Below are 26,525 nucleotides of genomic sequence, written 5' to 3' on the forward strand. Positions count from 1 at the left end.
CATCTCCTCAGAATGAATAGTTGAAGCCGGTGCCGATGGCGTTGATGGTGGTGCCGACGCCTGGCGAGTAGCCGCTGGCCGCGTAGGCGCCGGCCACGGCGAAGTTGTAGTTCGACAGCGAAGCATTCTTCAGCAGCACGTAGTGGGCGAACACCTCGGTGTTGCGGGTGAAACGATAGCCAACGCCCAGGGCGTACTGGCGTGCGCCCATGCCGCTGGTGTCGCACTCGATTCCACTGGCGGAGATCATCGAGCACTCGCCAGGCAGTGCGCGGGCATAGCTGGCGCGCAGGCGCCAGGCGCCGATGCGGTGGCTGACGCCAAGCATGTAGGCGCGACGGCGGTACTCGGAGAGGTCGCTGAAGCTGACGCTGTTATTGATCACGTCGTCTTCCGAGTAGTAGAGCTCGTCGGCCACTAGCGACAGCTGGGTGTTGCCGAAGCGGTAGCCCAGGCCGAAGCGGAAGCTGTAGTCGTTCGATGAGGTGCCCTCGGTGACGTGAGTGTTGCTGCCCACGCCGCGGGCGTTACGGCCCAGGTTGGCGATACCGAAGTAGTTGACGTGACGTTCGGCGGCGGCGACCGCGGTGAAGCCACCGTTCTTGTAGGTCACGCTGCCGCCGTAGATGTAGCCTCGGTCGACGTCCTCAGTGGCCTTCATGCCGTTGTTGGAGTAGGCCAGCTTGACCTGCAGGCCATGCCACTCCGGCGACCACCAGGCGACCACGCCGGACTGGCGACGGTTGAAGGCAGCATCGGAGTTGACGCTTTCATCGGCCTGACTGAGCGGGCCGGACACGTTGCTGGCCAGGCTGCTGTTGAAACCGGGCGAGCCGATGATGTTGTAGTAGGCCGCGCTGGTCTTGCCGAAGAAGGGATCGAGGCCGGTGGTGCTTTCCTTCAGCGGCATGTCCCAGACGCCGTAGAGCAGGGTGCCGAAGCGGTCGTCGTCAAGTGCCACACCGGAGTTGCGCAGGCGCGTGTTGGGCGAGATCGACAGCGGAGCGCTGTCGTCGCCGCTGAGGGTGTAGTTCACCGAGATGCCGTATTCCAGCTGCCACAGAACGCGCGTGTCGTCGTTGATCGGGATGCCGGCGTGGGCGCCGATGTAGGAGACGTTGTCGCGAGCGCGCCAGTAGCTGGACATGTTGCGGCCATTGGCCGTGGCCAGCTTGCTCTGGTCGGCTGGTGAGGCGCGGGTGGAATCGCGGCGGTCGATGTATTCCGGCACCAGGCCGAGCGAGCCGTAGAGCACCAGTTCGGTGTTCTTGCTGCGAAAATCCTCGCGGCTACCGACGTCCTTGGCCAGGCCGGCGAAAGCCTGCGGCGTGCCGGTGACCGAGAGCCAGAAGCGCTTGTTGTCGCGCTCGTCGCTGATCGGGTCGTCACCCGGCGAGAAGGCCAGGCTGGCATTCATCACCAGGTCGCGGTGATAGACGTTCAAACCCACGCCGTAGCCGTAGCGGGTCAGGTGGTTTTCGCTGTCGTCCCAGGGGGTCTTGTTCACCCGCACGCGACCGCCGTCGGCGAACAGAGTGGCTTCGGCGATGGCACCGTAATAGCGGCCGAGGTATTTGCGCAGCTCCAGGCGACCTAGCACGCCTTCATCGCCTGCGGCTTCGCCGACCGGATAGGCACGCACGCCGTTGGGCCCGCCGAGGCTGAATTTCTCCGAGGCATCGAGGTTCTTGTCTGCCCACTGGCCGCTGATGGAAGCGAACAGCGAGTAGCCGCCGCCCAGTTCCTGCAAGCGGCTGAACGCCAGGTTGGCCTTGCGATAGCGGCCGGCAGCATTGGCGGTCAGCTCATCAAGGGCCTCATCGAGAGGCGTGTCCTTGTTCAGCTTGCCGATGCCGTATGCCAGGCTCCAGCGGTTGCTGCCAGCCCAGTCGTCACGCCAGTCGCCATAAAGCGTGGCGCTGCGGAACACGGCGGATTTCTTCACCGCGAAGGCGCCGGCTTCGTCCTCGAAATGACGGTGCTCTTCGGCCAGGTTGAACGAGATGTTGGCATCGCGGCTGCGCAGCAGCGAGCTGTCGAGAAACACCGAGGAAACGATGGCGGTGCCGCTGGCATCAGCGGTCTTCAGACTCTTGCCGATGGCGTATTCCATTTCCGCATAGTTGGCGCCCAGGGTGAGGCCACTGGAGCCCAGTGGCTGACGATAACCAAGGCCGCGGATCTCCAACCCCTCGAAGCTGTTCTGGCCATTGAAGAACAGGCTTTCGCCAAAGCCGAAGGCGTCGTTGAGGCTGACGTTGCTGGTGACCCGGTTGGCGCCGGTGTAGTAGTTGCCGTGGTTGTCGAAGCTGACGCGGCCCGTCCAGGCGGTCATCTCGCTGAGCTTGAGAACGATGTCGGAAGCGCCCGGCTCGCGCGATGGTTGCAGCACGGCGCGCACCGAAACCCCGGCGATATCGGATAGGCGCAGCAGCACGCGCTCCAGGTCGGCCTCGCGGATCACGCTGCCGCTGGGAATTGCGTCGACGAAGCGTTGCTGCATGCCAGGGCGCAGGCGCACGTTGCTGTCTGCCTCGGCGCGCACGCTGCCGACGCGGCCTTCCTGCACGCCGATGGTGACCACGCCATCGGCGATCTCCTGGGCGGGCAAATAGGCGCGGGCCACCAGATAGCCGCGGCTGCGGTACAGATCGGTGACACGGGCGGCGGCCTCACGCAGGCCGGCGAGGTTCAGTTCACGACCTGTGTAGGGGGCTAGCTCCTGCTGCAGGCGCGACTCGCTGATCTCACGATTGCCGCTGAGTTTGAAGGCATTCACGTGAAAGGCGGCGGAGGCCTGTTCGGCTGGGTTGGCTGCGGCCTGGCTGCGGTCATCCTGGGCTTCGATACGCACATTGCCACGCGGCGCCTCCTGGGCGCGTTCAGCCGGGCGCAGGATGTCGCGGTTGTTGTCGAACAGCGTGCCGGCGGAGGGCAGGGGCTCGGCCTGAGCCTGGGCAGCGAGGATCGCCGCGGCCAGCAGGGTCAGATTGCGCGGGTGCAGCACCCGGCGTACCTGGGCGGAGGTGAAGGTCGAAGTCATGGCAAGCTCGTTGTTGTTTTTGTGAGTCGGGCAGACGAGGTATCAGCGTTTCGGGAACAGCGTGTCGGCGACGATTGTCGTGGCCAGCAAACGGGCTGCGTTGTGGCCGATACCGGCGACCGTGATCTGTGGGTGATGGATCGGCACGCCCCACTTGCTGGAAAGGAAGGCCTCGTAGCGCAGGTAATTGAGCTGGCGCTCGACCCGATGTGCGCCCTGCATGTTGGCCCCGCAGGTGCGATCCAGCACGCGGTGCCACGGGTCGTTGTCGCGCTCACCGACCATGAAGGTCACGTCGCGGGCGGCATAACGGCGAAACAATTGCTCGGCGCCGAGGTTCTGCCGGGTCAGGTAGAAGGGGGCGCGATCCAGGCCGTAGCGATAGCGACTGAAGCTCGGGCACATGACCGTACGCACCGGTTTGAACGAACCCTCCTGCAGGCGGCTGTCTTCGATGTAGACATAGGAAGACGGCGCGGAAATGACGTAGCGAACCTTGATCCCGGTAGTGGCGAGGCGCTCGTCGCCGTCGCCGAGAATGCTGTAGCGCTGCATCAGCTGGCCACCGGCGGAGTGGCCGATCAACACAATCTCCTGCAGGGCGGGAAAATGCTTGCGGTCGGCCAGATACAGCAGCAGGTCATCCAGTACCGCGAAGGCGTCGATGCCGCGGCGACCTTTGCTCGAGGCGGTGCCGTGCATCCATTTGTCACGAGCCCACAGCGGCATGTCGCTACCGGCGCGGCTGTCCTCGGCGGTGAGAAAATTCAGCGACAGCAACAGGGTGTCGTTGGCGTCGAATCCGGCTTTCTTCAGCAGGCTCTGACCGTATTGGTAGTAGTCGTCGGCGTTACGACGCACACCGTGAACCAGCACCACAGCGCGGGAGGCCGGGCTGGCGCCATTCAGGTCGGTATTGGCGAAGGCAAGGAAGTTGTAGGGTTCGTTCTGGCCCAGGCGCAGCAACTGCTGGCTGGCACTGGCGAAGCCGCAATACAAGGCGGTGGTCAGCAGGGCGACGGCCAGGACGGCCTGTCTGCGGAGGTTCGGGCCTCGCTTGAGCAGAGCACCCAGGGGCCAGAGAACGTCGTACGGCATATTCCACCTCGGCAGAGAACGCGGCACACCTGGCAAGGCACTGGCATGTCGCTAAGTCGTACCTGCTGGTTGGCAAGCGCAGGTCGACCTGGTTGATTGGAGTTATGGCGACGATGCTAACAGCGGTTTTTTGCTAGATAAAATATCTTGAAAATAGCCATTCGATACTTTTTGAGTATTGGGTGGGGAGGGGCTGCCTCCGCTGGGCGTAGCACAGGTAGGGTGCGCCACGCGTACCAATCGCTGTGGTTCATCTCGATTTCTGCGGTTCGCTCGGTGCGCACAGCGCACCCTACGGGAGGTGGTGCCCGGCGAGATCTTGTTGGTACTTTTAAGGTATTGATTGGATATTTTTAATATATTTCATATCTCTCATGCATGCCGCTAGCATCGGCAGGGCTGCTCCACTGCACGGCAGCCGAGCCCTCACTGATACCGAGCGGAACTGAAACCATGAGAACAAGAAAGACCCTGCTTCACCTCGCTGTCGTCTATGCGCTGTTTACCTCTTCCGGCGCTCTGGCGGCCAATACGGCCGAACTGCCTTGCCGTACCACGGCCGAATGCGCCGAGCAGGCGCGCAAGATCGGCGCGACTGTGGACAAGTCAGCGCTCAAGGGCGGCGCCTACGAGAGCCAGTTCTCCTGGTTGAACCGCATCAACAAGGCCTCGATCGTCATGCTGACCGAGGAGGGCATCGTCTCCGCGCCGCAGGGGCGGCGCATCGCCGGCGGTGTGCAACACGTGCTCGATCAGGCCGCCCAGCCGGGTGGCAAACGCCCTAGCGACGTGCTGCAGGTCGAACAGATCATGATCGACAAGATCGGCCCCGAAGCCTCGCTGATTCACTCCGGGCGCAGCCGCCAGGACATGTACGCCACCTATCGCCTGGCCGTATTGCGTGCCCAGGTGCTGGATTACAGCGATGCGCTCAACTCGTCGCGCGCACGCCTGCTGAAGATCGCCGGGGACAATGTCGACACCCTGATCCCTGCCTACACCAACGGTGTGCAGGCCATGCCGATCAGCTACGCGCACTACCTGCTGGCCTTCGAAGCCGCCTTCGAGCGAGATGCGCAGCGTATTCGCGAACTCTATGTACGTCTGAACCTCAGCCCGATGGGCACGGCAGTGCTGGCCAACTCCGGCTGGCCGCTGAACCGTGAGCGCCTGGCCACGCTGCTGGGCTTCGATGGCGTGCGCGAGAATTCGCTGGATTCCAGCCAGGTATCGACCTTCGACATTCCGCTGGAAGCAGCGGGCATCGCATCGTCTTCGGCCATCCGCGTCGGTGCGTTGATCGGCGATATCCATACCCAGTACCACCAGACGCGTCCCTGGCTGCTGCTCGAGGAAGGCTCGACCTACACCAGCAGCGCCATGCCGCAGAAGCGCAATCCCGGCCTGCTGATGCGCACCCGTGAGTCGGCGTCCGATGTGGTGGGCCTGGCCGGCGCCACCACCATTCGCGCGCACAACGTCACCACCGGCATGACCGACTACAAGGCGGCGTTCGACGACCTTGGCCTGTTCGGCTCGGCTGCCGACATGTTCGAGCGTCTGAACCTGGTGCTCGATGCGCTGGTGATCAACCCTGAGCGGGCCATGGAGGAGCTCGACGCCGACTGGACGACCTCGATGGAGCTGGCCGATACGCTCGAACGCGAGCACAAGGTGCCGTTCCGCATCGGCCACAGCTTCGCCTCGTTGATCGTCGGGCAGGCGCGTGACCAAGGCTTGTTGCCGAAGGAGTTCCCTTACGCCGACGCGCAGAAGCTCTTCACCAAGGCTGCGCAGAAGTACGACTGGAAGGATCAGCGTCTGCCACTGAGCGAGAGCGCCTTCCGCGCCACCCTGTCGCCGCGCACCATGGTCGAGACGCGCCAGGGCACTGGCGGCCCGCAGCCTACCGAGGTCAAGCGCATGCTGGCCGAGGCGGGCAAGCGCCTGCAGGCGGACGAGCGCTGGATGACTGAGCGTCGCCAGCATCTGATCCAGGCGGACGAAGCGTTGGGCAAGGCCTTCGCCAAGCTCCTGCCGGCATCCCGCTGATTTCGGGTGGCGGGGCTTCCCGGTCTCGCTGCTCATTTTCGTCAGGAGCGTTAACCATGGAACATCCGCGCCGCTACATCCTGCTGCTCTGTTCGGTCGTCCTGGCCAACATGGTCTTCAGCGAGACAGCGGCGCGCCGAGCCGAATCCGCCACACCTGTCGATGGCAGGGTGCAGTTGCTGCGACTCCATGATGCCGCCGGCAACTTCGCTCTTCCGCTTGCAGCCAACGCCGACCTGTACAACCTGCCGCGAGACATCCGCCGTGTGGTCGTGCGCATCGAAGACGACTCGAACTCCAGCGAGGCGTTGCTCGATACGCACGACGGCACACTGGTGCTCGTGCCGCAGTTCAGCGTCGTCGATGGCCGCAACCTGCCCACGGATCTGCCCGCTTGGCACAGCGAGCAGGCCTGGGTCGACGGTGAGACGTCCAGTGAAGGGCGGCGCGGTCTATCGGCGTTCACGGTTCTTGACGCTTTACTGGGCTACCTGGGGCGCACTAGCCATTTCCCGCACTTGCAGGAGGTGGTTTTCGTCGGTCGTGGCACGACGGCCGATCTGGTGGAGCGGCATGGCTTGCGTCCACAGGTAGCCACTTCTTTTCGTATTCGGCATGTGAGAGCGCAGTTGGCTCGCCGCTGACGTCAACTCAGCACTGCTCGCAGCTTCTGCCTGTCTACCTTGCCATCCCAGTGGGCGATGACCACGCAGGCCACGCAGTTACCGAGCACATTGGTCAGCGAGCGGCATTTCATCAGACGTTCCACCCCGATCAGGATGCCGATGCTTTCCAGCGGCAGGATATTCAGCACGCTGAGCGTCGCGGTGAGCGTGACGAAGGCTGAACCGGCGACACTGGTCGAGCCCAATGAGGTCAGCAGGCTGATCAGCAGGATGGTGCCCAGTTGCAGGGCGTCCAGTTCGACGTCAGCCAGTTGGGCGAGAAACACGATGGCCACGGCCAGGTAGAGGTTCGAGCCATTGAGGTTGAAGCTGTAGCCGGCGGTAAGCGTCAGGCGCACGGTCTGGCTGTCGCAACCGGCCGCTTCCAGTTTGTCGATCAGGCGTGGCAGGGCGGCGACCGATGAGCCGGTGGCGGCCACCAGCAGCAGCTCTTCCTTGACGTAGCGGATCAGGCGCCACAGTCGGTAGCCCGCCAGACGCAGGGCGATGGCCGGCACCAGCAGCAGGTAAACGAGGCAGGCTGCATAGGCTGCCACGACGAATTTGGCCAGCGGCACCGCGGCTTCCAGGCCGTATTTGCCGATGATGAAGGCAATGGCACCGAAAGCCGCCAGCGGTGCGAAGCTGACGATCACCTGCATGGCGCGAAAGACGCCTTTCACCGCCTGGTCGAGATGCTGCGTCAGGCGTTGGCCGAGCGCACCACTGCGGCCGAGCAGCAGGCCGCAGATGACGGCGGCGAGCAGAACCTTGAGGACGAAGCTCTGCTCCAGCGAGTCGAGCAGCAAGCCGGGAATGCGCGAGAAGAGCGGGCCATCGTTTTCCGATTGCAGGGTGCTCCAGTCGCTGCCCATATGCTGCAGGCCGCCGCCAGGGTGCAGCAGCAGGGCGACCAGCAAACCGGTCAGCAGCGACAGCAGCGACATCAGTTGCCAGTAGCCGACGGCCTTGAGCCCCAGGCGCGCGGTGGCGCGGTAGTCGCTGAGCGCAGCGACGCTGGAGCACACCAGGACGAACATCACCACCGGCGCGCACAGGCCGATGGCGGAGATGAACAGGTCACTGAGCGGCTTCATTTCCACCGCCAGGCCGGGACGCCAGACACCCAGCAGAGCGCCGAGAACCAGCGCCAGCAGAAGCAGGACAATGCCTGTTCGAGAATGCCTGAAGATCATCGGAGCCTGTTTTATTCTTGTTCGTCGTCGTGGCTTTTACAGGTTCTTAGAGGCCACACGGGAGGTGCTCATCCTACCCCATCGACGAGCGGATTCGGTATTGTGTGACGGCTTTATAAACCTCCCCAAGGGGCTGCATGGAACTTCGTCATCTGCGCTACTTCGTCATGGTCGCCGAAGAAAAGCACTTCACCCGCGCTGCGGCCCGCCTGAACATGCAGCAGCCACCGCTGAGCCAGCAGATCCGGGCGCTGGAGCAGGAGCTCGGCTTCGACCTGTTCATTCGCCATGCCAAGGGTGTTGACCTTACCGTCGGCGGCGAGGTGTTCCTGCGCGAGGCGCGCGACATTCTCCAGCGGGTATCGCAGGGCGCGCTGAAGGCGGCACGTACGGCCAAAGGCATCGAGGGGCGCCTGAGTGTCGGCTTCACCAGTTCGGCTGCCTCGCACCCGCTGATTCCACGGATCATCCGCCGCTATCGGGATCTGTATCCGGGAGTGGATATCGGTCTCAATGAAGGCAATGCCCAGGAGCTGACCGATGATGTCAGTGACGGCGACGTGGATGTCGGCATCCTGCGCGCGCCGGTAGGCAACCCACAGGGCATCGCCTACCACCGCCTGCTCAATGAAGAGCTGGTGCTCACGCTGCCGGTCGGGCATCGGCTGTTGCAGGGCAATGGTGCCGTTTCACTGAAGGATCTGGCTGACGAGCCATTGATTCTGGTGCGCCGCCCCGGTGCGCCGGGGATGTACGCCAATTTCCTGCAGGCTTGTCGCAATGCCGGGTTCGAACCGCATGTGGCATTCGAGGTGGAGCGCATGCTGACCAATGTCAGCCTGGTGGCCGCGGGGGCCGGTGTGTCCGTGGTGCCCGCGTCGATGCGCGGCTTCCATGAACACAGCGTGGCCTATCGTTCGATCCGCGATGCCAAGCCGCGCCTGGTTGCACCGATCACCCTGGTTTGCCGCGAACTGCACCAGTCACCACAGGTGGCCAACTTCATCGCCCTGGCCCGTGAGCTGGGCAGCGAGTACCGCAAGGAGCCGCATTAAGGGCTCAGTGCGTGGCGAGACGTTGCCAGTCTTCCCGGGTATCGATGTCCTGCAGGATGCCGGGATCGTCCAGCTCGACGATACGCACGGCCTCGGGGTTCTGCTGAAGCACCGGCTTGGCGCCGGCATCGCCGCTCAACATTGCGAGCTGCGGCCAGAAATCGCGGCCGAACAGTACCGGATGGCCGCGCTTGCCCTGGTAGCTGGGCAGCACGATGGTGTTCGCCCTGGCGTGGGCGATCAGGGTTTCCAGGCTGTCGCGGCGAATCAGCGGCATGTCGGCAAGAAAGATCGCCACGGCGTCAGCGCGCGATTCGGCCAGTAGCCTTTCGGCGCCGGCGGCCAGGCTGTGGCCCATGCCCTGAACCGTTGCCGGATGCTGGATCAGGCTGACAGTCAGCGGCAGGCCCAGCTCCCCACCTGCTTCGTCCGGGCGCAATACCAGCCAGATTTCTTCCAGCATCGAACAGGGCAGTGCCAGGCTGGCGGCGAGCAACGAGCGCCCGTCGCTGAGTTCCAGCCGGCGCTTGTCGGCGCCAAAGCGGCGGCTGTAGCCGGCCGCCAGCATCAGCGCTGCGACCCTCTGGACTGGGCGCTCGCTGGCCATGTTCAGCCGGCCAACCCTGCTGCCCTGGCGCGCGCCGCGTGCAGCTTCTTGTAGCTGTCGATCAGGCGCAGGTGCTTGTCCAGCCCTTCCAGCTTCATGCTGGTCGGCGTCAGGCCAAAGAAGCGCACGCTACCGTCCACCGAGCCGATTGCGGCATCGATGCGCTCGCTGCCGAACATGCGGCGGAAGTTGTGCTCGAAGTTGGCCAGCTCCAGCTCGTCGTCCAGCTGCACTTCCAGCACGGCATTCACTGCCTGGTAGAACAGGCCGCGCTCGACGGTGTTGTCGTTGTACTGCAGGAAGGCTTCGACCAGCTCCTTGGCGTCGTCGTATTTCTTCAGCGCCAGGTTGATCAGCAGCTTCAGCTCGAGGATGGTCAACTGGCCCCACACCGTGTTGTCGTCGAACTCGACGCCGATCAGCGTGGTGATATCGGTGTAGTCGTCGACCTCGGTGTTGTTGAGGTTGCGCAGCAGCGATTTGAGCTCGCGGTCGCTGAGGGCGTGCAGGTTGAGGATGTCCTTGCGAAACAGCAGCGCCTTATTGGTGTTGTCCCAGATCAGATCCTCGACCGGGTAGATCTCCGAATAGCCCGGCACCAGGATGCGGCAGGCGTTGGCGCCGAGGTCGTCGTAGGTGGCCACGTAGACCTCCTTGCCCATGTCCTCGAGGATGCCGAACAGGGTCGCGGCTTCCTGTTCATTCGAGTCGCTGCCTTCGCCGGAGAAATCCCACTCGACGAATTCGAAGTCCGGCGTGGCGCCGAAGAAGCGCCAGGAGACCACGCCGCTGGAGTCGATGAAGTGCTCGACGAAGTTGTTCGGCTCGGTCAGTGCCAGGCTGTCGAAGGTCGGCTGCGGCAGGTCGTTGAGGCCCTCGAAGCTGCGGCCCTGGAGCAGTTCGGTAAGGCTGCGCTCCAGCGCCACTTCCAGGCTCGGGTGCGCGCCGAAGGAGGCGAATACGCCACCAGTGCGTGGGTTCATCAGGGTCACGCACATCACCGGGAATTCACCGCCGAGGGAGGCATCCTTGACCAGCACCGGGAAGCCTTGCTCCTCCAGGCCCTGGATGCCGGCAACGATGCCCGGGTACTTGGCCAGCACGTCCTGCGGCACATCCGGCAGGCACAGCTCGCCTTCGAGGATTTCGCGTTTGACCGCCCGCTCGAAAATCTCCGACAGGCACTGCACTTGGGCCTCGGCCAGGGTATTGCCAGCGCTCATGCCGTTGGACAGGTACAGGTTCTCGATCAGGTTGGACGGGAAATACACCGTCTCGCCATCGCTGCGGCGCACGAATGGCAGCGAGCAGATGCCGCGCAGGGTGTTGCCGGAGTTGGTGTCATACAGGTGCGAGCCGCGCAGCTCACCATCCGGGTTGTAGATGGCCAGGCAGTGCTCGTCGAGAATCTCCTCGGGCAGCGCATCCTTCGGGCCCGGCTTGAACCAGCGCTCGTTGGGGTAATGGACGAACTCGGCCGCGGCGATGTCCTCGCCCCAGAACTGGTCGTTGTAGAAGAAGTTGCAGTTCAGTCGCTCGATGAATTCGCCAAGTGCCGAGGCCAGGGCACTTTCCTTGGTCGATCCCTTGCCGTTGGTGAAGCACAGGTTCGACTGTGCGTCGCGAATGTGCAGCGACCAGACGTTGGGCACGATATTACGCCAGGAGGCGATCTCGATCTTCATGCCCAGATCCGCGAGGATGCCCGACATATTGGCGATGGTCTGCTCCAGCGGCAGATCCTTGCCCGGGATGTAAGTGGTGGTATCGGACACCGGCATCAGCAGCGCCTGGGCATCGGCGTCGAGGTTGTCCACTTCCTCGATGATGAACTCGGGGCCCTGCTGCACCACCTTTTTCACGGTGCAGCGGTCGATGGAGCGCAGGATACCCAGGCGATCCTTCTCGGATATATCGGCGGGTAGTTCGACCTGGATCTTGAAGATCTGCGCGTAGCGGTTCTCCGGGTCGACGATATTGTTCTGCGACAGGCGGATGTTCTCGGTGGGGATGTCTCGCGTCTGGCAGTACAGCTTGACGAAATAGGCCGCGCACAACGCCGAGGAGGCCAGGAAGTAGTCGAACGGCCCCGGCGCCGAGCCATCGCCCTTGTAGCGAATCGGTTGATCGGCGATCACCGTGAAGTCGTCGAACTTGGCCTCCAGGCGCAGGTTGTCGAGAAAGTTGACCTTGATTTCCATGAGGCAGCACCAGCAAGCGAAACAAAATGGCCGCCATTATCCGGGTTTTCTGCGGGGTGTGCTGGGTCGGATGAATCTGCCGTAATGCAGGCGGCACTATTGCCGATTGGAATCAGCCTGCTCGCGATACAGCGGATGATGTTCTATAAAACCTACAACTGATTCAGCCGTGTTACACCGCGCACTCAGATACCACCAGGTGAACCGGGTGTACGGCTTATAACGACATAAGGAAATTGCGCCATGAAGTACAACGACGCAGCGTTCCCCCTTCGCCATTCCCTGATTCTTTCCGCCGCGATTGCCGCTTCTATCTGGGGCCTGGACAGTACTCGACCGGCGAGCGCACAAGTGACATTCACTGGCGACGTGAACCCCACGCCACCCCCAGGCACTGACTGGGTCGTTGGCGGCGATCTTGTCGTGGGGGATGGTGCTGCCGGCACCTTGCTGATCGATGCCGGTGGAACCGTCAGCGGCACCGCAGATGCCTATGTCGGCAACTTCGACAGTGGCACGGTGACCGTCCAGGGGGCGGGCGGTGCAGGCAATGCTTCCACCTGGACGATAGACGGTGAAACCTATATCGGCGTCGAGACGGGCAGCACTGGCCGGCTGGATATCCTCGATGGTGGCGTGGTGAGTAGCGAGGGCAGCGTTTCTGTCGGTCGAGATGCTGGCAGCATCGGTAACGTCACTGTGTCGGGGGCCGACTCCTTGTGGGACGCCAGGTCGGCCGCGAATCCCAGCCCCAGTTTTCAGATCGGTGTCGGTGGCGTTGGCACGCTGGATATCAACGATGGTGGCGTGGTGCGCAGCCAGCAGGGGTTGATAGGCGTCATTGGTGGGGGCAATGGCCGCGTCACCGTGAACGGTCTTGGGTCGAGCTGGGCTCCGATCGACAACATCTATGTCGGTTTCGAGGGCACGGGTGTTCTGCAGGTCGAGGACGGTGCCGCGGTCAGCACCGAGCAGGCCGGTGGTGGCGCTGCGACTATCTACATTGGCTATCTCGCCGGCAGTGACGGTACGGTGAGCGTATCGAGCACTACGGGTGATGTTTCGACGCTGAGCGCGAGCGATGATCTGCGGGTGGGTGTCGAGGGCAGCGGCACGATTTCCATCGACAATGGCGGCCTGGTGCAGATTGCAGACAACGTGCATATCGCCGACACCGCCACCAGCGACGGAACGCTTCATCTCAATGGTAGCGCCGCTGGGCGCGGTGTTCTCGAAGCCGGGGCGGTGATTGCCGGGCTCGGCACTGCCGACCTCGATCTTGATGGCGGCATTCTGCGGGCCAACCGCAACGAGAACAACTTCCTGAGAAACTTCACGGCGGGGCTGGCCGTGGGCACGGAGGGCGCCTGGTTCGACAGCAACGGCTACAACATCGGCATCGGCACCGCCTTTTCCGGCACCTCGACCTTCAACAAGCTGGGCGCGGGCAGACTGACCTTGACGGGCAACAGCTCGACCTTCACCGGCGACGCTCTGGTACAGGCCGGAACCCTGCAGGTCGATGGCACCCTTGGCGGCACCATGGATGTGCTGGCGGGGGCTCGTCTCACGGGCATCGGCCAGGTCGGCGTCACCACCAACCGCGGGGTGATCGCGCCGGGGCAGCCTGGCAGTCTGGGTACGCTGACGATTGCCGGAGATTACACGCCGGCGGGCGGGAGCATCGAAATCAGAACCCAGCTGGGTGACGACAGTTCTCCGACCGACCGTCTGGTGATCACCGGCTCCACCTCCGGCAGTACACCCATCACCGTCATCAACGTCGGTGGTACCGGTGCGCAAACCACCGAAGGGATCAGGATCATCGAGGTCGGTGGGGCGTCCAACGGCATCTTCACCCTGGCGAGCAGCACGACCTACGAAGGTGACCCGGCGGTGGTGGCCGGCGCCTACGCCTATCGGCTGTATCAGGGCGGTGTATCCACTCCCCTGGATGGCGACTGGTACCTGCGCTCGGTCATTCAGAACACCTCCGCGCCGCCCGGCACGCCGCTTTACCAGCCGGGCGTGCCCAGCTACGAGGCTTATCCGCAGATCCTGCTTGGGCTCAATGGTGTGCCGACGCTGTATCAACGCGTGGGCAATCGTCCGTGGGAGGAGGGCAGTGCAGTGTCGTCGGTCGAGGAGGCCAGTGGCCGTTTCACCACCCCGAGTGGCCTCTGGATACGGGTTGAAGGTGGGCACAATCGCGTCGACCCGCAGCGTTCGACCTCCGGCAGCGAGTACCGCTACGACATGACCAGAACGCAGATCGGTCTCGATGCGCTGCTGCTGCAGAACGACGGCGGCCACCTCGTTGGCGGCCTTTCCCTGCATTACGTCAACGGCAGTGCCGACACCAAGTGGCGCTATGGCGCGGGTGACTATGGCTCTGGCGATATCTCCACCGATGGCTATGGCCTCGGCGCCACGCTCACCTGGTACGGCAACGACGGCTTCTATGTCGATGGCACGGCGCAGGCGACCTGGTACGACAGTGACCTTTCGGCGCGGCCGGTGCGTGGCCTGGTCAGCGACAACGATGCGTTCGGCTACGCCTTCTCGCTGGAGAGCGGCAAGCGCTTCACCCTGGATCGAGGCTGGGTGATCACCCCGCAGGCCCAGGTGACCTACTCGAAGGTGCGCTTCGACAGCTTCAGCGATGTATTCGGCGCCTCGGTTCGCCCCGGCCGCGACGACAGCCTGCAAGGGCGCGTGGGCATCAGCCTGGAGCGTCAGCTCGACAGCACGCGTCTCTACACCATCGCCAACCTGTACAACGAGTTCCTCGACGGTACCTCGGTGCGTGTCGACGATCAGGTGTTTCGCAGCCGCGATGACCGTGTGCGGGCCGGCGTCGGCTTCGGTGGTTCGCATGACTGGGACGGCGGCAAGTACTCGCTCTATGGTGAAGGCAACTTCACCCGCAGCCTGGCCAACAGCGACTCCTACGGTTACGGCGCCACGGTCGGTTTTCGCGTCAGGTGGTGAGTACGAGCGGCGATTTCTACTCGGGCCTTTGTAGCGGCCAGCTCAACACGAAGCGGCTGCCTCCGTTCGCTGACGCCTGACAGTACGCCTGCCCGCCATGTGCCTCGGCGATGGCCTTGACCACTGCCAGGCCGAGGCCGCTGCCGCCGCTCTTGCGCGAGCGCGACGGGTCGCCACGGCGAAAGGCTTCGAAGATGTCGGCGGCCAGGGCGCTGTCGATGCCGGGGCCGTCGTCTTCCACGCTCAGTTGGCAGTCGTCGCCGACCTGCTCCAGACGCACCCGCAGGCTGCCTGGGTCGGCATGGCGCAGGGCGTTTTCCAGCAGCGCCATCAGCGCCTGGCGGATGCGCACGGCATCGCATTCCACCTGCAGTTCGGCGTCCAGTTCCCGGTGCAGGTGAAAACCCTTGTCCGCCAGCGGCGTGGCGAAGGCCTGCAACACGCTGCCCAGTTCATCGGCCAGGCGCACGCGGCTCCGCTGCACTTCCAGGTGACCGCTGTCGTTGAGGCTCAGCACGCGCAGGTCTTCGATCAGGTGGTTGAGGCCTTCGACCTGGCGCAGCAGGCCTTCGAACAGCTCGGCGCTGGGGCTGAACACGCCTTCGGCCAGGCCTTGCAGGCGGCCGCGCAGGATGGTCACCGGGGTGCGCAGTTCGTGGGCGATGGCGGCGTTCCAGAACTCACGCTCGCGGGTCATGCTTTGCAGGCGCTCGGCCATGGCGTTGAAGTCGCGCACCAGTTGTGCGGTTTCGCCCATGGCCTGTTCGTCCAGCGGGGCGCGCGCATCGAGCTTGCCCTGAGCCACTTCGCGCAAGCTGTGTGCCACTGCGTTCAGCGGGGAGATCAGCCGTCGCGACAGGCGTACGGCGACGAAGACCGCCATGCCCAGTGCAGCGATGATGGTGCAACCGATCCAGATCATCTCTACCCGCGAGGGCATCCAGGTTTCGGAGATGCTGCCCGGCATGTAGGCCACGGCGATGGCGTAGAACACGTAGGAACCGAACACCGCGATGAAGATGATCCCCAGCGCCATTACCGCCAGGGACAGGATGATCTGCCGGCGCAGCCCCGGTGTCGGTTTCATGACTCGACGCCGAAGCGATAGCCCACGCCCCAGACGCTGGCCGGCACGCCCTGGATGTCGAGGGCTTCGAGCTTCTTGCGCAGCTTGCTGACGTGGCTGTCCACGGTACGCTCCTGGGTGTCGCCCTCGGGCAGGCAGCTTTCCAGTAGTTCGGCGCGGCTGAACGCCCGTTTCGGCGCGCGCATCAGGCAGGCCAGCAGTTTGAACTCGGTCAGGGTCAGTTCCAGCGTCTGCGCCTGGCCATCACGAAAGACGCTGGCTTCGTGGCTGTCCAGATCGATCTGGAACGCGCCGACGCGCAACATCTGCGAGGCGGCAGGAACACTGCCCCGCGTGCGCCGCAGCACCGCCTGCACCCGTGCCACCACCTCGGCTGGGTTGAAGGGTTTGACCACGTAGTCGTCGGCGCCCAGACGAAGCCCCATCAGCTTGTCGATGTCCTGATCGAGCGCCGTGAGCATGATCACCGGGGTGTCGCCACGGGAGCGAATCTCGCTGAGCACCTTCCAGCCATCGAGCACGGGCATCTGCACGTCAAGCAGCAGCAGATCCGGCTTGAGCGTCTGATGCAGGGCCAGTGCCTGCTGGCCATCGCTGGCGTGCTCGGTGCGCAGGCCGCTGCGTTGCAGGTAGGCGATGAGGATGTCGGCGATCTCGGCTTCGTCCTCGGCGATCAGCACCAGTGCCGGGGCGGGGGAGGCGGGGCTGGTGCGTGCGTGGGGCTCGGACATGGGCAGGCTCGCAGACGGTGGCGCTGAATGTTATCGCGGCCTCCATGCTTTCTCCACAAAGCCTCGAATCATTCGCAACAGTGCTGCCCCAGACTGCAGCCTCGATCAGCTCCCGGTCGCCATCAGATCGGCGGAGCGCAGTGGGCAACGAGGAGTGGGTTATGGGCAGCAAACAACGGCATCTGAGCATCGTGCTCGCAGGGCTTGCCGTATTGGCGCTGACGGGGTGCGACGCGGCACCCGAGCACGCCGAAGCGGCCGCGCCAATGCAGGTGTCGGTGCTGACGCTTGAGGCACATGAACTGTCGGTCAGCGAGGATCTGCCGGCGCGTGTCGCTGCCGTGCGCAGCGCCGAGATTCGTGCGCAGATCGGCGGCATCGTGCAACGCCGCCTGTTCGAGCAGGGCGCCGAAATCAAGGCCGGTGCCGTGCTGTTCCAGATCAACCCAGCACCGTTCAAGGCCGAGGTCGACAGCGCTGCCGCTGCCCTGCAACGCGCCGAGGCGACCCTGGCGCGGGCAAGTGTGCAGGCCGAGCGCCTGAAACCGCTGGTGCAGGCCGAAGCGGTCAGCCGCCAGGTGTATGACGATGCCGTGGCGCAGCGCGAGCAGGCCGCCGCCGACGTAGCCCAGGCCAGGGCGACGCTGGCGCGGCGCAAGCTGGACCTGCAGTTCGCCAGCGTCGAGGCGCCGATTGCCGGGCGCATCGACCAGGCGCTGGTCAGCGAAGGGGCGCTGGTGTCGCCCACCGATGCCACGCCCATGGCGCGTATCCAGCAGATCGACCAGGTGTACGTCGACGTGCGCCAGTCCGCTTCGATCCTGGACACCTTGCGTCAGCAGGCCGGCTCGGCGACGCCGGAACTGAGCGTGGACATCCTCGGCAGCGACGGCAAGCCGCTGGGCATGCGCGGGCGCATCCTGTTCTCCGGCATCGAAGTGGATGCCGGCACCGGCGACGTACTGCTGCGCGTACTGGTGGATAACCCGCAACGCCGTCTGCTGCCCGGCCTCTACGTGCAGGCGCGGATTCCCCGTGCCCATTACCCCGCCGCCCTCAGCGTGCCGCAGCAGGCTGTGACCCGTACGGCAGGCCAGGCCAGCGTGTGGGTGGTCGATGCCCATGGCCAGGTACGCCCGGTGCCCATCGAGCTCGGTGAGCTGGTCGAGCGCCGTTACCGCGTGGTGTCCGGGCTCAGTGCCGGGCAGCAGGTGGTGGTCGAGGGCATCGAACGTCTGAGTTCCGACGCCCAGGTTGCCACGCGCCCCTGGCAGCCCGCCGCCAACGGCGAACGCCTCAGCGCCGTCGCGCGCTGAGTTCGGAGAGATCGTCATGCCGCAGTTTTTCATCAACCGCCCGGTGTTCGCCTGGGTCATCGCCCTGTTCATCGTGCTGTTCGGCGTCATCGCCATCCCGCAGTTGCCCATTGCCCGCTATCCGTCAGTGGCGCCGCCCTCGGTAACCCTTTACGCCACCTATCCGGGGGCCACGCCGCAGACCCTCAACGATTCGGTGGTGAGCCTGGTCGAACGGGAGCTGTCGGGGGTGAAGAACCTGCTGTACTTCGAATCCTCGGTGGATACCTCGGGTACCGCGCAGATCACCGCTACCTTCAAGCCGGGCACCGACGCAGAGCTGGCCCAGGTGGACGTGCAGAACCGCATCAAGGCGGTCGAGCCGCGCCTGCCCCAGGCCGTGCGGCAAAACGGTGTGCAGGTGGAGTCCGCCGCCTCGGGCTTTCTGATGATGGTCGGCATGACCTCACCCAACGGCCAGTACGACGAAGTGGCGCTGAACGATTACCTGGCGCGCAATATCGTCCAGGAACTGCGCCGCATAGAGGGCGTGGGGCGTGTGCAGCTGTTTGGCGCCGAGCAGGCCATGCGCGTCTGGGTCGACCCGAACAAGCTCACCGCTTACGGCCTGACGATGAACGAGCTGGCCCAGGCTATCGAGCAGCAGAACGCGCAGATCGCACCCGGTCGGGTCGGTGACGAGCCCGCCGTGCCAGGCCAGCGCCTGACCGTGCCGCTGACCGTGCAGGGGCAACTGAGCACGCCGGAGCAGTTCGCTGCCGTGGTGCTGCGCGCCGGTGCCGATGGCGCCAAGGTGGTGCTCGGCGACGTGGCACGGGTCGAGCTGGGCGCGCAGTCCTACGGCTTCTCCAACCGCGAGAACGGCGTGGCGGCGACCAGTGCCGCCATTCAGTTGTCACCGGGCGCCAATGCCGTACGCACCGCATCGGCCGTGCGTGAGCGCCTGGCCGAGCTGGCGTCGAGCATGCCGGCCGGCATGGCCTACTCGGTGCCGTTCGACACCGCGCCCTTCGTCAAGGTGTCCATCGAAAAGGTGATCTACACCCTGTTCGAGGCCATGGTGCTGGTGTTCCTGGTGATGTTCCTGTTCCTGCAGAACCTGCGCTACACGCTGATCCCGGCCATCGTCGCGCCCATCGCGCTGCTCGGCACCTTCGCGGTGATGCTGCTGGCGGGGTTTTCGATCAACTCGCTGACCATGTTCGGCATGGTGCTGGCCATCGGCATCATCGTCGATGACGCCATCGTGGTGGTGGAAAACGTCGAACGGCTGATGGTCACCCAGGGGCTTTCGCCGAAAGAAGCGACCCTGCAGGCGATGCGGGAAATCACCGGCGCGGTGATCGGCATCACTCTGGTGCTGACTGCCGTGTTCATCCCCATGGCCTTCGGCAGCGGTTCGGTGGGAGTGATCTACCAGCAGTTCACCCTGTCGATGGCGGTGTCGATCCTGTTCTCGGCCTTCCTCGCCCTGACCCTGACGCCGGCTCTGTGCGCCACGCTGCTGCGCCCGGTGAGCGCGGATCATCATGAAAAACGCGGCTTCTTCGGCGCCTTCAACCGTGGCTTCGAGCGCCTTACGGCGAGCTATGGGGCACGGGTGGCGCGCCTGGTCGGGCGCAGCGGGCGGATGATGGCAGCGTTCGCCGTGCTCTGCGCAGTGCTGGTCGTCGCGGCCGCGCAGTTGCCATCGTCCTTCTTGCCCGAGGAGGACCAGGGCTATTTCATGACTTCCATCCAGTTACCCACGGGCGCCACCAGCGAACGCACCCTGGACGTGGTCAAGGCCTACGAGGCGCATGTTGCCTCGCGTCCGGGCCTGGATGCGAACATGGTGGTGCTAGGCTTCAGCTTCGCCGGCTCCGGCCCCAACGCGGCCATGGCCTTCACCATGCTCAAGGACTGGGATCAACGTAATGGCGCCACGGCCGCCGAGGAAGCCGCGCTGGCGCAGCAGGCCATGGCCGATAACGTCGAAGGCACGGTGATGAGCCTGATGCCGCCGGCCATCGACGAGCTGGGTACCTCCTCGGGTTTCACCCTGTTCCTGCAGGATCGCGCCAATCGTGGCGAGGCCGCGCTGCTGGCGGCGCAGGCTCGATTGCTGGAGCTGGCGGCGCAGAGCGAGGTGGTCAGCGACGTCTACCCCGATGGCCTGCCGCCCGGCGAGAGCATCCGCCTGGAGATCGACCGGCAGAAGGCCGAGGCCATGGGGCTGTCCTTCGCGTCCGTGAGCAGTACTCTGTCGGCGGCCATGGGTTCGCTGTACGTCAACGATTTTCCCAATGCCGGGCGCATGCAGCAGGTCATCCTGCAGGCCGATGCCTCGGCGCGTATGCAACTGGACGACGTGCTCGGCCTGCGCGTGCGCAACGCCAGCGGCGGCATGGTGGCGCTGCGCGAAGTGGTGACGCCGGTGTGGAGCGAGTCGCCGCAGCAGATGATGCGCTTCCAGGGTTTTCCCGCCGTGCGTATCGCCGGTGGTGCTGCAACTGGTGTGTCCAGCGGTGCGGCGATGGCCGAGATGGAGCGCCTGGTGGCGCAGTTGCCGCAGGGCTTCGCCGTGGCCTGGACGGGGCAGTCGCTGCAGGAGCGCCAGTCGGCGGCGCAGGCGCCGCTGCTGATGCTGCTCTCGGCGCTGGTGGTGTTCCTGGTGTTGGCGGCGCTCTACGAGAGCTGGTCGATCCCGCTGTCGGTGATGCTGGTGGTGCCGCTGGGCCTGCTTGGTGCGGTAGCTGCGGTGATGCTGCGTGGCATGCCCAACGATGTGTTCTTCAAGGTGGGGATGATCACCATCATCGGCCTGTCGGCGAAGAACGCCATTCTCATCGTCGAGTTCGCCCGCCAGTTGCATGCCGAGGGGCGCACGCTGATCGACGCCGCCGTGACCGCTGCGCGCCTGCGCCTGCGGCCGATCCTGATGACCTCGCTGGCCTTCACCCTCGGTGTGGTGCCGCTGATGCTCGCTTCCGGCGCCAGCGCCGAAACCCAGCATGCCATCGGCACCGGGGTGTTCGGCGGCATGCTCAGCGGCACCCTGCTGGCGGTGTTCTTCGTGCCGGCCTTCTTCGTGTTCGTGATGGGGCTGCAGGAACGCTTCCAGAGTTGGCGCGCACAGCGCACCGCCAGTGTGCCGCAGCTCGGTGAGGATAAATGATCGTGCGTTCGTTCTTGATAATCGTCCTGGTCGGTTGCCTATCGGCCTGTTCGCTGACGCCCAAACTGGAGCACTCGACGTCACCGGTGCCGGCCAGCTTCCCCGATATGGGCCATGCCCTCATGGCACAAGACGGCGTCGTGCCCGCCAGCGCAATGGGCTGGCGCACGATGTTCGCTGACCCCCAGTTGCAGCGGCTGATCGAACTGGCCCTGGTGCACAACCGCGACCTGCGCCTGGCCGCGCTGAATGTGGAAGCAGCGCGGTCGATGTTCAATATCCAGGAGTCCACGCGGCTGCCGTCGGTGTCGCTCGACGCCAGCCACACGCGCGAGCGCGCTCTGGCGCAGGGCAATAGCGGCGAGTCGCGCCGCGAGGTGAATCGCCAGGTCGCATTGAACGTCGGCACCAGCGCTTTCGAGCTGGATCTGTTCGGCCGTGTACGCTCGCTGTCCGATGCCGCATTGGCCCGTTACCTGGCCAGCGAGCAGGGCCGCGATGCGGCGCAGATCACCCTGGTCGGCGCGGTGGCCGAGGCCTACTTCGCCCAACGCCTGGCCGACGAACAACTGCAACTGGCCGAACGCACGCGGGGCGATTGGCAGCAGTCGCTGGAACTGGCGCGCCTGCTCAAACAGTCCGAGCAGAACAGCAGCCTGGATGTTGCCCAGGCCGAAGGGCAGGTGGCCCTGGCCGAAGCCGACCTGGAGGCGCGCCGTCGCGCCCTGGCGCAGGCGGACAACGCCCTGCAATTGCTGGTGGGTAGCGAGCTGCCGGGCGACCTGCCCGCCGGCTTGCCGTTGGAGCGTCAGCCGGTGATCGCGCAATTACCGGCCGGGTTGCCGGCCGACCTGCTGCTGAACCGGCCGGATCTGCGCCAGGCCGAGCAGATGCTGGTCGCCGCCAATGCCGATATCGGCGCGGCGCGGGCGGCGTTCTTCCCGCAGATCTCCCTGACCGCGTCGTTCGGTTATGCCAGCACCTCGCTCGGTGGCTTGTTCGACCCGAGCCGTCAGGTCTGGCGCTTCACGCCGCAGATCTCGCAACCGTTGTTTCAGGCCGGGCGGCTGCGTGCTGAACTGCGCCTGGCCAAGGTGCGCAAATCCGAGGCGGTGGCCCAGTACGAGCGCGCCATTCAGACGGCCTTCCGCGAGGTGGCCGATGCGCTGGCCGGTACGGCCACCTTCGACCGCCAGATCGAGGCGCAACTGCGCGCGGTGACGGCTGCCGAACGGCGCCTGGAACTATCCGACCTGCGCTACCGCGCGGGCATCGACGGTCGCCTGGAACTGCTCGATGCCCAACGCCAGTTGCAGGCCGCGCGGCAGGCGCTGCTGGAGCTGCGTCGTGCGGAAATCGCCAACCGGGTGGCGTTGTTCAAGTCACTGGGTGGCGGCCTGGGCGAGCGCGACATCACCAAGATTGCCGCTGTAACGGCGGCTCAGTAGAGTCCATTCGATTTTGCCCACGAGTCCGTTCATGTTCGCTGTCATTCCCCGTCGCTGGCTGATCCTGCTGGCCGTCATGCTGGCCTTCCTGCCGGTGGTCATCGACATGACCATCCTGCACATCGCCGTGCCTTCGCTGACCCTGGCGCTCGGCGCATCGGCCACCGAGGTGCTGTGGATCATCGACATCTACCCACTGCTGATGGCGGGACTGCTGGTGCCCATGGGCACCCTGGCCGACCGCATCGGCAACCGCCGCGTGCTGCTCACCGGCCTGGTGGTGTTCGGCATCGCTTCGTTACTGGCGGCCTTCGCGCCGAATCCGGCGCTGCTCATCGCTGCACGGGTGCTGCTGGCCCTCGGCGGTTCGATGATCATGCCGTGCGTGCTGGGCATCATCCGTCGCACCTTCGAGGACGAAGACGAGCGTGCCATGGCACTCGGGCTGTGGGGCATGGTCGGCGCGGCCGGCGCCGCACTAGGGCCGCTGATTGGTGGGGCGTTGCTGGAGCACTTCTGGTGGGGCTCGGCGTTCTTGATCAATGTGCCGATCATGCTGGTGGTCGCGCCGCTGGTGTTCCTGCTGCTGCCGCGCACGGAAGCGACCACGCCCGGCACCTGGGCGCTGGGCCAGGCGCTGTTGCTGATCGCCGGCATGCTGGCGCTGGTGTATGGCATCAAGGCCGCGGTCGGCGCCACGCAGCCGCTGGGCGTGGCGCTGCTGATGGCGCTGCTGGGGTTCGCGCTGCTGAGCTTCTTCGTGCGCCTGCAACTGCGTTCGGCGACGCCCATGCTCGATCTGTCGTTGTTCTCGCGCCCGGCGATCCTGGCCGGCATCATCATGGCGGTGGTGGCCATCGGCGCCCTGGCCGGGGTCGAGCTGACACTCGCGCAGGAGTTGCAGTACGTGTTGGGCAAGACGCCGTTGCAGGCCGGCATCTTCATGATCCCGATCATGGCGGCGGCGGCCGTCGGTGGTCCGGTGGCCGGCTATTTGTCCAACCTCTGCGGCCTGCGCCTGTTGTCCAGCGCGTCGCTGGGCTTGTCCGCCATGGCCCTGGCCTTCCTGGCCCTGGCCGATTTCCATGAACCCGGTTTCGGCGTGCCGGCGATGCTGGCGCTACTGGGGCTGACCCTGAGCATCGGTCTGACAGCCTCGTCCATCGCCATCATGGGTTCGGTGGAGGCCAGCAAGGGCGGGGCAGCCGGCTCGCTGGAAGCCACCGCTTACGAACTCGGCACGGGCCTGGGCATCACCTTCTTCGGCGTGTTCATGAGCAGCGTGTTCCGTCACAGCATCGTGCTCGACGCCGAATTGGCAGCACCATTGGCCGAACGTGCCGCGCGTTCCATTGGCGACAGCTACTTGGTCGCCAAGGGGCTGGCCGAACCGCAGGCCAGCGCCCTGATCGACGCGGCCAAGGCAGCGTTCTCGGCCACTCACTCGACCTTGCTGCTGACCTCGGCGGCGATGGTCGGCGTGCTCGCGGTAGTGGTGTTCTTCATGCTCAGCGGGTACCGCAAGGCCGAGGCCGTTCATGAGTCCGCGTAGGGCGAGTGCAACCCGCCGGCTTGGCGGTGGCGGGTTGCACCCGTCCTACGTTTAGAACTGCTCTGCGGCCAGGCCGTACAGAGGCTGGCTGCCGGCGCGAATACTCGCCTCCAGGCTCAGGGTGCGCGGCAGCAGGCGGGCGAAGAAGAACTCTGCAGTGGCCAGCTTGCCGCCGTAGAAGGCGTCGTCTTCGCTCTGCGAGGTCTGCGCCACGGCCGCCATGCGTGCCCACATGTAGGCGTAGGCGACATAGCCGAACAGGTGCAGGTACTCCACCGAGGCGGCGCCCACCGAGTTGGGATCGCCCTTGGCCTGCTCCAGCAGCCAGCCGCTGAGCGCTTCCAGGCGCTCCAGCGCTTCCACCAGGCGTTCGCCGAACGGCGATTCATGGGCATGGGCGAAGTCGCGCACTTCGCTGGCGAACAGGCGCAGCGCGGCGCCGCCATTGGCCACCACCTTGCGCCCCAGCAGGTCGAGTGCCTGGATGCCGTTGGTGCCTTCGTAGATCTGTGCGATGCGCACGTCGCGTACCAACTGCTCCTGGCCCCATTCGCGGATATAGCCGTGGCCGCCGAACACCTGCTGGCCGTGCACGCAGCTTTCCAGCCCGGTGTCGGTGAAGAAGGCCTTGGCCACCGGAGTGAGCAGGGCGACCAGGGCTTCGGCGTTCTGCCGCTCATCCGCGTCCTCGGCGTACTTGGCCAGGTCGAGCTGCTGGCCGACGTAGCAGGCGAAGGCGCGACCGCCTTCGTTCAGTGCCTTCATGGTCAGCAGCATGCGGCGCACGTCGGCGTGCACGATGATCGGGTCGGCGACCTTGTCCTTGGCCACCGGGCCGCTAGCGGCGCGGCTCTGGATACGTTCGCGGGCGTAGCTGACGGCCGACTGGTAGGACGCCTCGGCGCAGCCGATGCCCTGAATGCCGATGGACAGGCGCTCGTAGTTCATCATGGTGAACATCGCCGCCAGGCCCTTGTTGACCTCACCTATCAGATAGCCGGTGGCACCGTCGAAGTTCATCACGCAGGTGGCCGAGGCCTTGATGCCCATCTTGTGCTCGATGGAGCCGCAGTTCACCGCGTTGCGTGCGCCCAGGCTGCCATCGGCGTTGACCATCACCTTGGGCACTAGGAACAGCGAGATGCCTTTCGGCCCGGCCGGTGCGTCCGGCAGCTTGGCCAGCACCAGATGGATGATGTTCTCGGTCAGATCCTGCTCACCGCCGGTGATGAAGATCTTGCTGCCGGTAACCTTGTAACTGCCGTCCGCCTGCGGCTCGGCGCGGGTTCTGATGATGCCCAGGTCGGTGCCAGCGTGGGCCTCGGTCAGGCACATGGAACCGGCCCAGCGGCCCTCGTACATCGGCGGAAGATAGGTGGTTTTCAGTTCTTCGCTGGCATGGGCGTCGATGGCCAGGCAGGCGCCGGAACTCAGCGCCGAGTACAGCGCGAAACTGGAGCCGGCGGCGTAGAGCATTTCCTCGAAGGCCACGGCGAGCATCTTGGGCATGCCCATGCCGCCATACTGCGGGTTGCCGGACAGGCCGACCCAGCCGCCTTCGGTGTAGGTGGCGTAGGCCTCGCGAAAACCAGCTGGGGTGCGCACGTTGCCGCCTTCCCACTGCGCGCCTTCCTCGTCGCCGCTGCGGTTGAGCGGGGCGATCAGGCCGCCGGTGACCTTGGCGGCTTCTTCGAGGATGGCATCGGCGGTGTCGGCATCGACGGTGTCCGCCAGGGCCGGCAGGCGTGCCCACAGGCTGGGGGCCTGGAAGACTTCATGGAGGACGAAGCGCATGTCGCGCAGCGGGGCGTTGAATTCAGGCATGACGGACTACTCGTAAGGGTTTTCGCACGAAGCGCTAGGGAAAGGAAAAGGCTCTAACCGGTTGCCTTGGCAGCGCCGGTACCGCGCACGGCGATGGCCTCGATTTCGAACATCAGCTCAGGCAGTGCCAGCGCCTTGACTTCAACGATGCTGTCCGCGGGATAGGGCGGACGGAAGTAGCGACGGCGCAGTTCCACGACCTCGGGGAAATGCCCCATGTCGGTGAGAAACAGCGTGACCTTGACCACGTCATCCAGGCTTGCGCCGCCGGCCTGCAGCACCTGCTGCAGATTGCCGAAGGCGCATTCGGCCTGCTGCACGAAATCGCCGGCTCCGACCACACCACCTTGCGCATCCAGCGCGGCCTGGCCAGACACGAACAGCCAGTCACCCAGCGCAATCGCCTGGGACAGGGCGAAGGGTTCGAATGGATCCGTTTCGGTTCGCACGCGTTGCATCGTCAGAGCCGCTGGCATGAGGCACTCCTGATCAACCGGGTTCA

Annotated in this window: 17 protein-coding genes; 8 read left to right on the plus strand and 9 right to left on the minus strand. The window is 65.0% G+C overall.

Annotation, left to right across the window (positions count from 1 at the left end):
- Positions 1–7: 7 nt before the first annotated feature.
- Both C7A17_RS17495 and C7A17_RS17500 read right to left on the minus strand, forming a co-directional pair.
- Positions 8–3,043, minus strand: a complete 3,036-nt coding sequence (locus C7A17_RS17495) for a ShlB/FhaC/HecB family hemolysin secretion/activation protein (protein ID WP_106739211.1) — start codon at positions 3,041–3,043, stop codon at positions 8–10.
- A gap of 42 nt (positions 3,044–3,085) precedes the next feature.
- Entirely contained in the window at positions 3,086–4,141 is a 1,056-nt protein-coding gene (locus C7A17_RS17500; protein ID WP_106739212.1) for an alpha/beta fold hydrolase, read from the minus strand.
- A 453-nt stretch (positions 4,142–4,594) separates the two neighbouring features.
- Between C7A17_RS17500 and C7A17_RS17505 the strand changes: the two genes are divergently transcribed.
- Positions 4,595–6,193, plus strand: coding sequence for an argininosuccinate lyase (locus C7A17_RS17505; RefSeq protein ID WP_106739213.1), 1,599 nt, complete (start codon positions 4,595–4,597; stop codon positions 6,191–6,193).
- 56 nt (positions 6,194–6,249) lie between these two features.
- Positions 6,250–6,837, plus strand: coding sequence for a hypothetical protein (locus tag C7A17_RS17510; protein ID WP_106739214.1), 588 nt, complete (start codon positions 6,250–6,252; stop codon positions 6,835–6,837).
- A 2-nt stretch (positions 6,838–6,839) separates the two neighbouring features.
- Here the strand turns inward: C7A17_RS17510 and C7A17_RS17515 are convergent, their stop codons facing one another.
- Positions 6,840–8,054 (minus strand): cation:dicarboxylate symporter family transporter, encoded by a 1,215-nt coding sequence (locus C7A17_RS17515; RefSeq protein WP_106739215.1) that lies wholly within the window; start codon positions 8,052–8,054, stop codon positions 6,840–6,842.
- 137 nt (positions 8,055–8,191) lie between these two features.
- Here C7A17_RS17515 and C7A17_RS17520 point away from each other — a divergent pair, with 137 nt between their 5' ends.
- Positions 8,192–9,109, plus strand: a complete 918-nt coding sequence (locus C7A17_RS17520) for a LysR family transcriptional regulator (RefSeq protein WP_106739216.1) — start codon at positions 8,192–8,194, stop codon at positions 9,107–9,109.
- Between the two features lie 4 nt (positions 9,110–9,113).
- On the opposite strand, the gene C7A17_RS17525 is transcribed toward C7A17_RS17520, so the two are convergent.
- Both C7A17_RS17525 and C7A17_RS17530 read right to left on the minus strand, forming a co-directional pair.
- Positions 9,114–9,716 carry a nucleotidyltransferase family protein gene (locus tag C7A17_RS17525; RefSeq protein WP_106739217.1) on the minus strand — a complete coding sequence of 201 codons (603 nt, stop codon included), beginning with the start codon at positions 9,714–9,716 and terminating at the stop codon, positions 9,114–9,116.
- Between the two features lie 2 nt (positions 9,717–9,718).
- Positions 9,719–11,917, minus strand: a complete 2,199-nt coding sequence (locus tag C7A17_RS17530) for an OsmC domain/YcaO domain-containing protein (RefSeq protein WP_106739218.1) — start codon at positions 11,915–11,917, stop codon at positions 9,719–9,721.
- A gap of 243 nt (positions 11,918–12,160) precedes the next feature.
- Here C7A17_RS17530 and C7A17_RS17535 point away from each other — a divergent pair, with 243 nt between their 5' ends.
- Entirely contained in the window at positions 12,161–14,908 is a 2,748-nt protein-coding gene (locus tag C7A17_RS17535; protein ID WP_106739219.1) for an autotransporter family protein, read from the plus strand.
- Positions 14,909–14,924: 16 nt separating this feature from the next.
- Here C7A17_RS17535 and C7A17_RS17540 read toward each other — a convergent pair whose 3' ends face one another.
- Entirely contained in the window at positions 14,925–15,995 is a 1,071-nt protein-coding gene (locus C7A17_RS17540) for an ATP-binding protein (protein WP_106739220.1), read from the minus strand.
- Positions 15,992–16,726 carry a response regulator gene (locus C7A17_RS17545; RefSeq protein ID WP_106739221.1) on the minus strand — a complete coding sequence of 245 codons (735 nt, stop codon included), beginning with the start codon at positions 16,724–16,726 and terminating at the stop codon, positions 15,992–15,994. The genes C7A17_RS17540 and C7A17_RS17545 overlap by 4 nt, the downstream gene beginning before the upstream one ends.
- A 161-nt stretch (positions 16,727–16,887) precedes the next feature.
- On the opposite strand from C7A17_RS17545, the gene C7A17_RS17550 reads away from it, so the two are divergent.
- From C7A17_RS17550 to C7A17_RS17565, 4 genes are read left to right on the plus strand one after another with little or no spacing between them, the layout of a single operon-like run.
- Entirely contained in the window at positions 16,888–18,042 is a 1,155-nt protein-coding gene (locus C7A17_RS17550; protein WP_106739222.1) for an efflux RND transporter periplasmic adaptor subunit, read from the plus strand.
- A 16-nt stretch (positions 18,043–18,058) separates the two neighbouring features.
- Positions 18,059–21,199, plus strand: a complete 3,141-nt coding sequence (locus tag C7A17_RS17555) for a multidrug efflux RND transporter permease subunit (protein ID WP_106739223.1) — start codon at positions 18,059–18,061, stop codon at positions 21,197–21,199.
- Positions 21,196–22,647: an efflux transporter outer membrane subunit gene (locus C7A17_RS17560; RefSeq protein ID WP_106739224.1), complete on the plus strand. Its 1,452-nt coding sequence runs from the start codon at positions 21,196–21,198 to the stop codon at positions 22,645–22,647. Before C7A17_RS17555 ends, C7A17_RS17560 begins: the two co-directional genes overlap by 4 nt.
- A 31-nt stretch (positions 22,648–22,678) precedes the next feature.
- Positions 22,679–24,199 carry an MFS transporter gene (locus C7A17_RS17565; protein WP_106739225.1) on the plus strand — a complete coding sequence of 507 codons (1,521 nt, stop codon included), beginning with the start codon at positions 22,679–22,681 and terminating at the stop codon, positions 24,197–24,199.
- 51 nt (positions 24,200–24,250) lie between these two features.
- Here C7A17_RS17565 and C7A17_RS17570 read toward each other — a convergent pair whose 3' ends face one another.
- Both C7A17_RS17570 and C7A17_RS17575 read right to left on the minus strand, forming a co-directional pair.
- Positions 24,251–26,023, minus strand: a complete 1,773-nt coding sequence (locus tag C7A17_RS17570) for an acyl-CoA dehydrogenase C-terminal domain-containing protein (protein WP_106739226.1) — start codon at positions 26,021–26,023, stop codon at positions 24,251–24,253.
- A 53-nt stretch (positions 26,024–26,076) separates the two neighbouring features.
- Positions 26,077–26,499, minus strand: coding sequence for a RidA family protein (locus tag C7A17_RS17575; RefSeq protein ID WP_199796338.1), 423 nt, complete (start codon positions 26,497–26,499; stop codon positions 26,077–26,079).
- Positions 26,500–26,525: the final 26 nt, after the last annotated feature.

This window comes from Pseudomonas mendocina (genome assembly GCF_003008615.1).
GTDB lineage: Bacteria > Pseudomonadota > Gammaproteobacteria > Pseudomonadales > Pseudomonadaceae > Aquipseudomonas > Aquipseudomonas mendocina_C.

Coding starts and splice junctions, on each gene's coding strand:
- C7A17_RS17495 (WP_106739211.1), bottom strand. CDS start 3,043: ATGACTTCGACCTTCACCTCCGCCCAGGTACGCCGGGTGCTGCACCCG.
- C7A17_RS17500 (WP_106739212.1), bottom strand. CDS start 4,141: ATGCCGTACGACGTTCTCTGGCCCCTGGGTGCTCTGCTCAAGCGAGGC.
- C7A17_RS17505 (WP_106739213.1), top strand. CDS start 4,595: ATGAGAACAAGAAAGACCCTGCTTCACCTCGCTGTCGTCTATGCGCTG.
- C7A17_RS17510 (WP_106739214.1), top strand. CDS start 6,250: ATGGAACATCCGCGCCGCTACATCCTGCTGCTCTGTTCGGTCGTCCTG.
- C7A17_RS17515 (WP_106739215.1), bottom strand. CDS start 8,054: ATGATCTTCAGGCATTCTCGAACAGGCATTGTCCTGCTTCTGCTGGCG.
- C7A17_RS17520 (WP_106739216.1), top strand. CDS start 8,192: ATGGAACTTCGTCATCTGCGCTACTTCGTCATGGTCGCCGAAGAAAAG.
- C7A17_RS17525 (WP_106739217.1), bottom strand. CDS start 9,716: ATGGCCAGCGAGCGCCCAGTCCAGAGGGTCGCAGCGCTGATGCTGGCG.
- C7A17_RS17530 (WP_106739218.1), bottom strand. CDS start 11,917: ATGGAAATCAAGGTCAACTTTCTCGACAACCTGCGCCTGGAGGCCAAG.
- C7A17_RS17535 (WP_106739219.1), top strand. CDS start 12,161: ATGAAGTACAACGACGCAGCGTTCCCCCTTCGCCATTCCCTGATTCTT.
- C7A17_RS17540 (WP_106739220.1), bottom strand. CDS start 15,995: ATGAAACCGACACCGGGGCTGCGCCGGCAGATCATCCTGTCCCTGGCG.
- C7A17_RS17545 (WP_106739221.1), bottom strand. CDS start 16,726: ATGTCCGAGCCCCACGCACGCACCAGCCCCGCCTCCCCCGCCCCGGCA.
- C7A17_RS17550 (WP_106739222.1), top strand. CDS start 16,888: ATGGGCAGCAAACAACGGCATCTGAGCATCGTGCTCGCAGGGCTTGCC.
- C7A17_RS17555 (WP_106739223.1), top strand. CDS start 18,059: ATGCCGCAGTTTTTCATCAACCGCCCGGTGTTCGCCTGGGTCATCGCC.
- C7A17_RS17560 (WP_106739224.1), top strand. CDS start 21,196: ATGATCGTGCGTTCGTTCTTGATAATCGTCCTGGTCGGTTGCCTATCG.
- C7A17_RS17565 (WP_106739225.1), top strand. CDS start 22,679: ATGTTCGCTGTCATTCCCCGTCGCTGGCTGATCCTGCTGGCCGTCATG.
- C7A17_RS17570 (WP_106739226.1), bottom strand. CDS start 26,023: ATGCCTGAATTCAACGCCCCGCTGCGCGACATGCGCTTCGTCCTCCAT.
- C7A17_RS17575 (WP_199796338.1), bottom strand. CDS start 26,499: ATGCCAGCGGCTCTGACGATGCAACGCGTGCGAACCGAAACGGATCCA.